At 64.9% G+C, this 6,905-nt stretch carries 6 protein-coding genes; 2 read left to right on the forward strand and 4 right to left on the reverse strand.

Annotated features, from left to right (window positions below):
* Window positions 1-72 precede the first annotated feature (72 nt).
* Together Q0D45_RS19030 and Q0D45_RS19035 are read right to left on the reverse strand one after the other, a co-directional pair.
* The gene (locus Q0D45_RS19030; protein ID WP_293396681.1) at window positions 73-450 is read right to left on the reverse strand and encodes a hypothetical protein; all 378 of its coding nucleotides are present in this window, start codon (window positions 448-450) and stop codon (window positions 73-75) included.
* A gap of 154 nt (window positions 451-604) precedes the next feature.
* A complete protein-coding gene (locus Q0D45_RS19035; RefSeq protein ID WP_293396684.1) occupies window positions 605-985 on the reverse strand; it encodes a hypothetical protein in 381 nt (126 codons plus the stop codon).
* A gap of 299 nt (window positions 986-1,284) precedes the next feature.
* Here Q0D45_RS19035 and parC point away from each other — a divergent pair, with 299 nt between their 5' ends.
* Together parC and htpX are read left to right on the forward strand one after the other, a co-directional pair.
* Window positions 1,285-3,534 (forward strand): DNA topoisomerase IV subunit A, encoded by a 2,250-nt coding sequence (gene parC, locus Q0D45_RS19040; protein ID WP_293396687.1) that lies wholly within the window; start codon window positions 1,285-1,287, stop codon window positions 3,532-3,534.
* Window positions 3,535-3,601: 67 nt separating this feature from the next.
* Window positions 3,602-4,474 carry a protease HtpX gene (gene htpX, locus Q0D45_RS19045; protein ID WP_293396690.1) on the forward strand — a complete coding sequence of 291 codons (873 nt, stop codon included), beginning with the start codon at window positions 3,602-3,604 and terminating at the stop codon, window positions 4,472-4,474.
* A gap of 142 nt (window positions 4,475-4,616) precedes the next feature.
* Here htpX and Q0D45_RS19050 read toward each other — a convergent pair whose 3' ends face one another.
* Together Q0D45_RS19050 and epmB are read right to left on the reverse strand one after the other, a co-directional pair.
* Window positions 4,617-5,885 (reverse strand): EAL domain-containing protein, encoded by a 1,269-nt coding sequence (locus tag Q0D45_RS19050; protein ID WP_293396693.1) that lies wholly within the window; start codon window positions 5,883-5,885, stop codon window positions 4,617-4,619.
* A gap of 25 nt (window positions 5,886-5,910) precedes the next feature.
* Complete coding sequence (gene epmB / locus Q0D45_RS19055; RefSeq protein WP_293396696.1) at window positions 5,911-6,858, reverse strand: EF-P beta-lysylation protein EpmB; 948 nt, start codon at window positions 6,856-6,858, stop codon at window positions 5,911-5,913.
* Window positions 6,859-6,905: the final 47 nt, after the last annotated feature.

The following is a 6,905-nucleotide window of genomic DNA, read 5'->3' on the forward strand; positions in this document are numbered from 1 at the left end:
CAATGCCCGAATACGAAAAGCCCGGCACGCTGCCGGGCTTTTCGGGGCTGCTTGAAGTACTGCTAACCGCGCTTAACGGCCGGTGGTCAGCGTGATGATCAGCGGGCTGGCGGCCGTGACCTTGATGCCGACGTCGCCCTTGATGTTGACCAGATCGGCGTTCAGGAACGCCGGCCCCGGCAGCGGCACGATGATGGTCTGCGTGGTGCGCTGCTGCGGCGTGGTGCCGAGCAGGGCCGGCGGCAGCGCGTTGGCGACGTTGGCGACGCCGGCGACGGTGTCGTTGGCGATATCCGGCAGCGCCTTGACGATATTGCTCAGCGAAACGCCTGGCTCAGCAAGCACGGCCTTCACGACCAGCAGGGTGCTCTGGACGATCGGTCCAGCAGCCTGCGCCGGGATCGACAGCATGGTGGCGAGAGCGGCGACAGCAAGGGTGGTCTTTTTCATTGGTAAATCTCCTTCGGTTCAGTTTTGCCCGAATCCGTTTGGGGTGGATACGTCAACAGGTGCAACAGGGGGTGAAATCGTTACTGTGCAGCGACATCAAGGACGACGAAACCGGCATTGAGTGCCGGTTCGTTATCCGTAGACCGCTTGGTCCTTACTGCGGACCCGTGGTCAGCGTGAAGGTGATCGGGCCCGATGCGCCAACCTTGACGCCAATGCGGTCCGGCAGGTTGACCAGAGTCATGTTCAGGAACGCCGGCCCCGGCAACGGCACGATGACCGTCTGCGTGGTCGACTTCACCGGCTGATTGGTCAGGATCGGCACCAGCGCGTTGACGAAATTGAGGCCGAGCGGCGGCAGCTTGCCGACGATCAGGGCGCGATCGGTCAGCAGCGTGGTGAGGGTAAGGCCAGGGGCCTGCAGGACGGCAACGCCGGTTCCCACCAAACCGCGCACCAGACCAACCGGTTCAGCTTGTGCCGCAGTGGCAAAAAGGGCTGATGTCGCAACTGCAGCAATCAAGATCTTTCTCATGTGTTTCCTCGGTGTTCCCTGTGCCAGAATTTTTAGTTGTCACGCTTTTAGCGAGCGTTTGGCAACGTTATCAGCCGTTTGTCGCGCTGTCGATGCCGTTGCGCGCCCCGGAATGATTGATTCTTCCGATGCTGAAAAGTGAACACTCGTTGCCTGGTGCTCGATTACGACATCGAACAGGACATCGTTATACCTGCCGCCTGTCTGCTCGAACATGGTCAAATACGGCCCCTCCGGACGCTCCGGCCCCGCTGCATGCAGGGGCCGGTGATGATCGCTGCCGCTGACCCCGCCTGAACATGACCCCAATCGAACCGACCGAAACCGAACGCCTGCCGCTGCGGCTGTTCGCCGAAAAGGCATACCTCGACTACTCGATGTACGTCGTGCTGGATCGCGCCCTGCCGCACGTGGCCGACGGCTTGAAGCCGGTGCAGCGCCGCATCATCTATGCGATGAGCGAGCTGGGCCTGAGCTCGACCTCGAAGCCCAAGAAGAGCGCGCGCACCGTCGGCGACGTGATCGGCAAGTTCCATCCGCATGGCGACAGCGCCTGCTACGAAGCGATGGTGACCATGGCGCAGCCGTTTGCCTACCGCTATCCGCTGGTCGATGGCCAGGGCAACTGGGGCTCGGCGGACGATCCGAAATCGTTCGCGGCGATGCGCTACACCGAAGCCAAGCTGACGCCGTACGCGTCGACCCTGCTCGGCGAGCTGGAGATGGGTACCTCGGACTGGGTGCCGAACTTCGACGGCACCCTGCAGGAGCCGAAACTGTTGCCGGCGCGGCTGCCGAACATCCTGGTCAACGGCACCACCGGCATCGCCGTCGGCATGGCCACCGACATCCCGCCGCACAATCTTCGCGAGCTGGCGCTGGCCTGCAAGCTGCTGCTGAAGAACCCGAAGACCACGCTCGACGAGCTGATGACGGTGCTGCCTGGCCCGGATTTCCCGACCGGCTGCGAAATCATCAGCGAGCCGGCCGAGCTGCGGAAGCTGTACGACACCGGCAACGGCATGGTCCGCATGCGTGCGCGCTGGGAGCGCGAGGACGACAACGTCGTCATCACCCAGCTGCCGCATCAGGTCTCGCCGGCGAAGATCCAGGAGCAGATCGCCGAGCAGATGCGGGCCAAGAAGCTGCCGCTGGTCGAGGATCTGCGCGACGAATCCGACCACGAGAACCCCACCCGCATCGTCATCATCCCGCGCTCGAACCGGGTCGACATCGATGCGCTGATGACCCATCTGTTCGCGACCACCGACCTCGAAAAGTCGGTGCGCGTGAACCTGAACATGATCGGCCTGGACGGCCGGCCGCGGGTCAAGAACCTGCCGGAAATCCTCAGTGAATGGCTGGTCTACCGGGTGGCGACGGTCAAGCGCCGCCTCGAATACCGCTTGAAGAAGGTCAACGAGCGCCTGCACATCCTCGATGCCTTGCTGATCGCCTTCCTGAACATCGACGAGGTGATCCGGATCATCCGTTACGAGGAAGATCCGCACGCCGAGTTGATGGCGCGTTTCGGCCTCAGCGATATCCAGGCCACCGCGATTCTCGATCTGCGCCTGCGCCATCTGCAGAAGATCGAGGAGATGCAGATTCGCGGCGAGCAGGCCGAACTGGCCGCCGAACGCGCCAAGCTCGAAGACCTGTTGGCCTCGGAAACCAAGCTGCGCAATCTGGTCGGCAGGGAAATCGACGAGGACGCGAAGAAGTACGGCGACGATCGCCGCTGCCCGCTGGTCGCCCGCGCACCGGCCGTGGCGCTGGAAGCGACGGAAATCCTGCCCAGCGAGCCGATCACCGTGGTGCTGTCGAAGGCCGGCTGGATACGCGCCGCCAAGGGCCATGAAGTCGATGTCACCGGCATGAGCTACAAGACTGGCGACGAATACCTGACCTCGGTGGCCGGGCGCACCAATCACCTGCTGATCCTGCTCGATTCGAAAGGCCGCGCCTACACGCTGAACCCGCGCGAACTGCCGAGCGCACGCTCGCAGGGCGAGCCGGTGACCACCAAGCTCGATCTGCAGGACGGCGCCAACATCATCGCGCTGATCGCCGGCGACGCGGGCGAGCGCTACATGCTCGCCGGCAGCGATGGCTACGGCTTCAACGCCAAACTCGATGATCTGCAGGGCCGCAACAAGGCCGGCAAGGCCTGCCTGACCCTGGAAGGCACGCCGCTGCCGCCGATGCAGCTGAAGAAGCCGGCCGAAGAACGGATCGCCGTCGCCACTGCCGAAGGCCGCCTGCTGGTGTTCCCGGCCAGCGAACTGCCGGAACTGGCCAAGGGCAAGGGCAACAAGTTGATCGGCCTGAAGGGCGAGGACCGCATCGTCGCCGCCTGCGTGCTGCCGGCCGGCTCGGCGCTGGAAGTCACCAGCCTGAAGCGGCGCCTGACGATCAAGGCCAGCGATCTGGAATCCGGCTATCACGGCGCTCGCGCGTCACGGGGCAATCCGCTGCCGCGTGGTTATCAGAGAGTCGATGCGATGGGCGCGGTAGCCAGCGGCCGTACCGGCGAGTCGACTACCTGAGCCTCTTGAGAATCAGTAGTCAGCCGCCAACATTCCCGAACCTGAACACGCATCACGGAATGCAGCCATGAAACGCATCGGTCTTTTCCTGCTCACCAACATCGCCATCATGCTGGTGCTGTCGGTGGTCGTCAGCCTGCTCGGCGGCGACCGCTTCCTGACCCAGAATGGCCTGAACCTCGGCAGCCTGCTGATCTTCTCGGCGGTGTTCGGCATGGGCGGCTCGTTCATCTCGCTGGCGATGTCGAAGTGGATGGCCAAGCGCTCCACCGGCGCGGTGGTCATCGAGCAGCCGAAGAGCGCGGCCGAAGCCTGGCTGCTGGCGACCGTCGAGCGCCAGGCCCGCGCGGCCGGTATCGGCATGCCGGAAGTTGCGGTCTACGACGCGCCGGAAATCAATGCCTTCGCCACCGGCATGAGCCGCAACAGCGCGCTGGTCGCGGTTTCGACCGGCCTGCTGCGCGCGCTGAACCAGGACGAGACCGAAGCTGTGCTCGGCCACGAGATCGCCCACGTCGCCAATGGCGACATGGTCACCCTGACCCTGATCCAGGGCGTGCTCAACACCTTCGTGATCTTCCTGTCCAAGGTGATCGGCTATGCCGTGGACAGCGCGCTGCGCGGCAAGGACGATCGCGGCGGCCCTGGCATCGGCTACTACGTGACCTCGATCGTCATGCAGATCGTGCTCGGCTTCGCGGCCTCGATCGTCGTCGCCTGGTTCTCGCGCCGCCGCGAGTTCGCCGCCGATGCCGGCGGGGCGCACTACGCCGGCAAGCGCAAGATGATCGCCGCGCTGCAGAAGCTGAAAGCCCAGCATGAACCGTCGACCTTGCCCCAGGGCATGCAGGCCTTCGGTATTGCCAGCGAGGTGAAGAGCTTGTTCATGACGCACCCACCGCTTGAAGAGCGCATCGCTCGACTTCAGGCTTCGGCCTAAACGGGGACGCTGCTCCCCAAAGGGTCGTGCCTAATCCCTAACGTCATCCCCGCCTACGCGGGGATGACGTTTTTTGTAGGTCGCACCTCGGGCGACACTGCTGAAGCGAGAAGCGTCGGGCGCGGCCCGACCTACATGCGACTCAGCGGCGCGGCGCCACATCTTCACCCAGCATCACCACCTCGGGCTCCTGCACGTGGTAGCCCTGGATGAAGTGGATACCCATCTGCCAGAGCTTGGCCATCATGTCAGCGTGCTCGACGTGGCTGACGATGGTTTTCATCCGGTGCTGCTTCGCGGCTTCGATCAATTCGCCGAGCCGCTTCTGGACTTCGCGATCGGCGAATGACTGCGTGTACGAAGCGTGGAATTTCAGGAACTGGGCCGGGATGTAGTCGAGCATCTGCCGGGAATTGCTGCCGACGCCGAAGTGTTCGATGGCGACACCGGCGCCAAGTTCGACCAGTTCGCGGGTCAGCGCGCGGGCCTTGCGAATGTGGTTCTGCAGCACCAGTTCCTGGGCCTGGAACACCACTTCGCTGGCCTTGAGCAGGCTGCCGTCGAGCAGGCCGCGCAGCCAGATGATGAAGGCTTCGGCGTCGCGCACCGTGTCTTCGGACAGCTTGATGAACAGCGTTGCCGCATCACGAGTGCCGCGACGACGCTGGACGATATCGAGCGCCGTGGCGATCACCCAGCGATCGACCGAGCGCATCAGATTGAATTTCTGGGCGGCCGGCAGGAACTCCGAGGCGAGCCATTCGCGGCCGTCTTCGTCGACCATGCGTACCTGCAGATCGAAGTGGGTGTGACGGCCGCCTTCGAGGCTGGCGATCGACTGGAACGCCAGCCGCATGCGGTCGTCAGCAAGCGCGCGGCGGGTCAGGCCGGCGATGCGCGCGTCTTCAAGTTCGTTCTGCACCGAGGGAGCGATCGAGCCGACACCGATCACCGTGTTGCCGCCCTTCAGCGAGGCCGCACGTGCTTCGCTGACCAGCTTGTGGAGCATCGCGTCGAGCGTGTCGGCAGTGCCGGTCTGGAACCAGGTGAGCGTGACCGAGAGCTGTACCTCCTGGTCTCGAACCGTGAAGATTTCCTCGTGCAGCTCGCGGCGCAGGGTTTCGGCCAGCCGCTCGATGCCGGCGACGTCGGCGCGCTGCAGGATCAGACCGTTTTCGTCGATCGACAAGGCGTAGCGCGCGTCGGCCGGCGTCAGTCGTGCAGCGATCGCCGCCGTGACCAGTCCAGCCAGCACTTCGGCTTCGACGAAACCGATGCGCGCCTCGATACCGGCCAGGTCGTCGATGTGCAGCAGCAGTGCGGCGCGCACGGCTGCCGTTGCGGGCGGCGATGCAGCGAGCGCCGCGCGGAATGCGGCCCGGGACGGGGCGGGCTCGCGCGGCAGATTCATGACCGGGGCGAGATCGGCCGGGCCGCTACCACGGCAGCAGGGTCTTGGCCGGCTCGCCGGCGATTTCGCGGACCAGGCGCGGCACCAGGTAGCCGGGCAAGCGTGCTGCCAGCTCCCGCATGATCGTCTGTGCTGTCAGTTCACTCACGTCGAAATGTGCGGCGCCTGCCACCCGGTCGAGAACGAACAGATAGTAGGGAAGCACGCCGGCGGCGAAGCAGCGTTCGGACAGGCGGGCCTGCGCATCCGTTGAATCGTTGACCTGGTGCAGCAATACGGCCTGATTCAACAGCGTGACGCCGGCCGAGCGCAGCCGCGCACAGGCTTCGATCACAGCCTCGTCGATCTCGTTGGCGTGGTTGATGTGCAGCACCACGACCTTCTGCAGCCGACTCGCCGACAGCCAGCCGAGCAGACGCTCGTCGACCCGTTCCGGCAGCACCACCGGCAGCCGCGTGTGCAGCCGCAGCCGTTTGATCCAGGGCCGCTCGGCCAGCGCGGTGGCGAACTCGGCGAGCTTGTCATCCGATAGCGCCAGCGGATCGCCACCGGACAGGATCACTTCCTCGATGCTCGGATCGGCGTCGAGGCTTGCCAGCGTCGCCCGCCAATGGTTGCGGGACGCGAGCGCATCGCCGTACGGGAAATGCCGGCGGAAGCAGTAACGGCAGTTCACTGCGCAGGCACCGGTGGCGATCGCCAGCGCCCGGCCCTGATATTTGTGAATCAGTCCGCCGTCTTTCAGCTTGGCCAGATCGCCGACCGCATCCGTCGTATAACCGGGGACCTCATCGGCTTCGCGCGGTGACGGCCAGACCTGCCGGAACAGCGGGTCGTCGACATCGCCGCGAGCCATGCGAGCCGCGAAGCCGCGCGGCACCCGGATCGGAAACGCGCGCAGCGCTTCGGCGGCGAGCGCCGGCTGCGCCGGATCGATGCCGAGGGCGGCCAGCAGATCGGCCGGCCGAGTGATCGCCTACGCGAGCAACGTCTGCCACAGCGGGCGGGTCGCGTTCGGTA

It is taken from the genome of Nevskia sp. (assembly GCF_023266035.1).
Classification (GTDB): Bacteria; Pseudomonadota; Gammaproteobacteria; order Nevskiales; family Nevskiaceae; genus Nevskia.

Bases quoted from the DNA above. Each gene is read 5' to 3' on its own strand.
- Q0D45_RS19030 (WP_293396681.1), bottom strand. From the start codon at position 450: ATGAAAAAGACCACCCTTGCTGTCGCCGCTCTCGCCACCATGCTGTCG.
- Q0D45_RS19035 (WP_293396684.1), bottom strand. From the start codon at position 985: ATGAGAAAGATCTTGATTGCTGCAGTTGCGACATCAGCCCTTTTTGCC.
- parC (WP_293396687.1), top strand. From the start codon at position 1,285: ATGACCCCAATCGAACCGACCGAAACCGAACGCCTGCCGCTGCGGCTG.
- htpX (WP_293396690.1), top strand. From the start codon at position 3,602: ATGAAACGCATCGGTCTTTTCCTGCTCACCAACATCGCCATCATGCTG.
- Q0D45_RS19050 (WP_293396693.1), bottom strand. From the start codon at position 5,885: ATGAATCTGCCGCGCGAGCCCGCCCCGTCCCGGGCCGCATTCCGCGCG.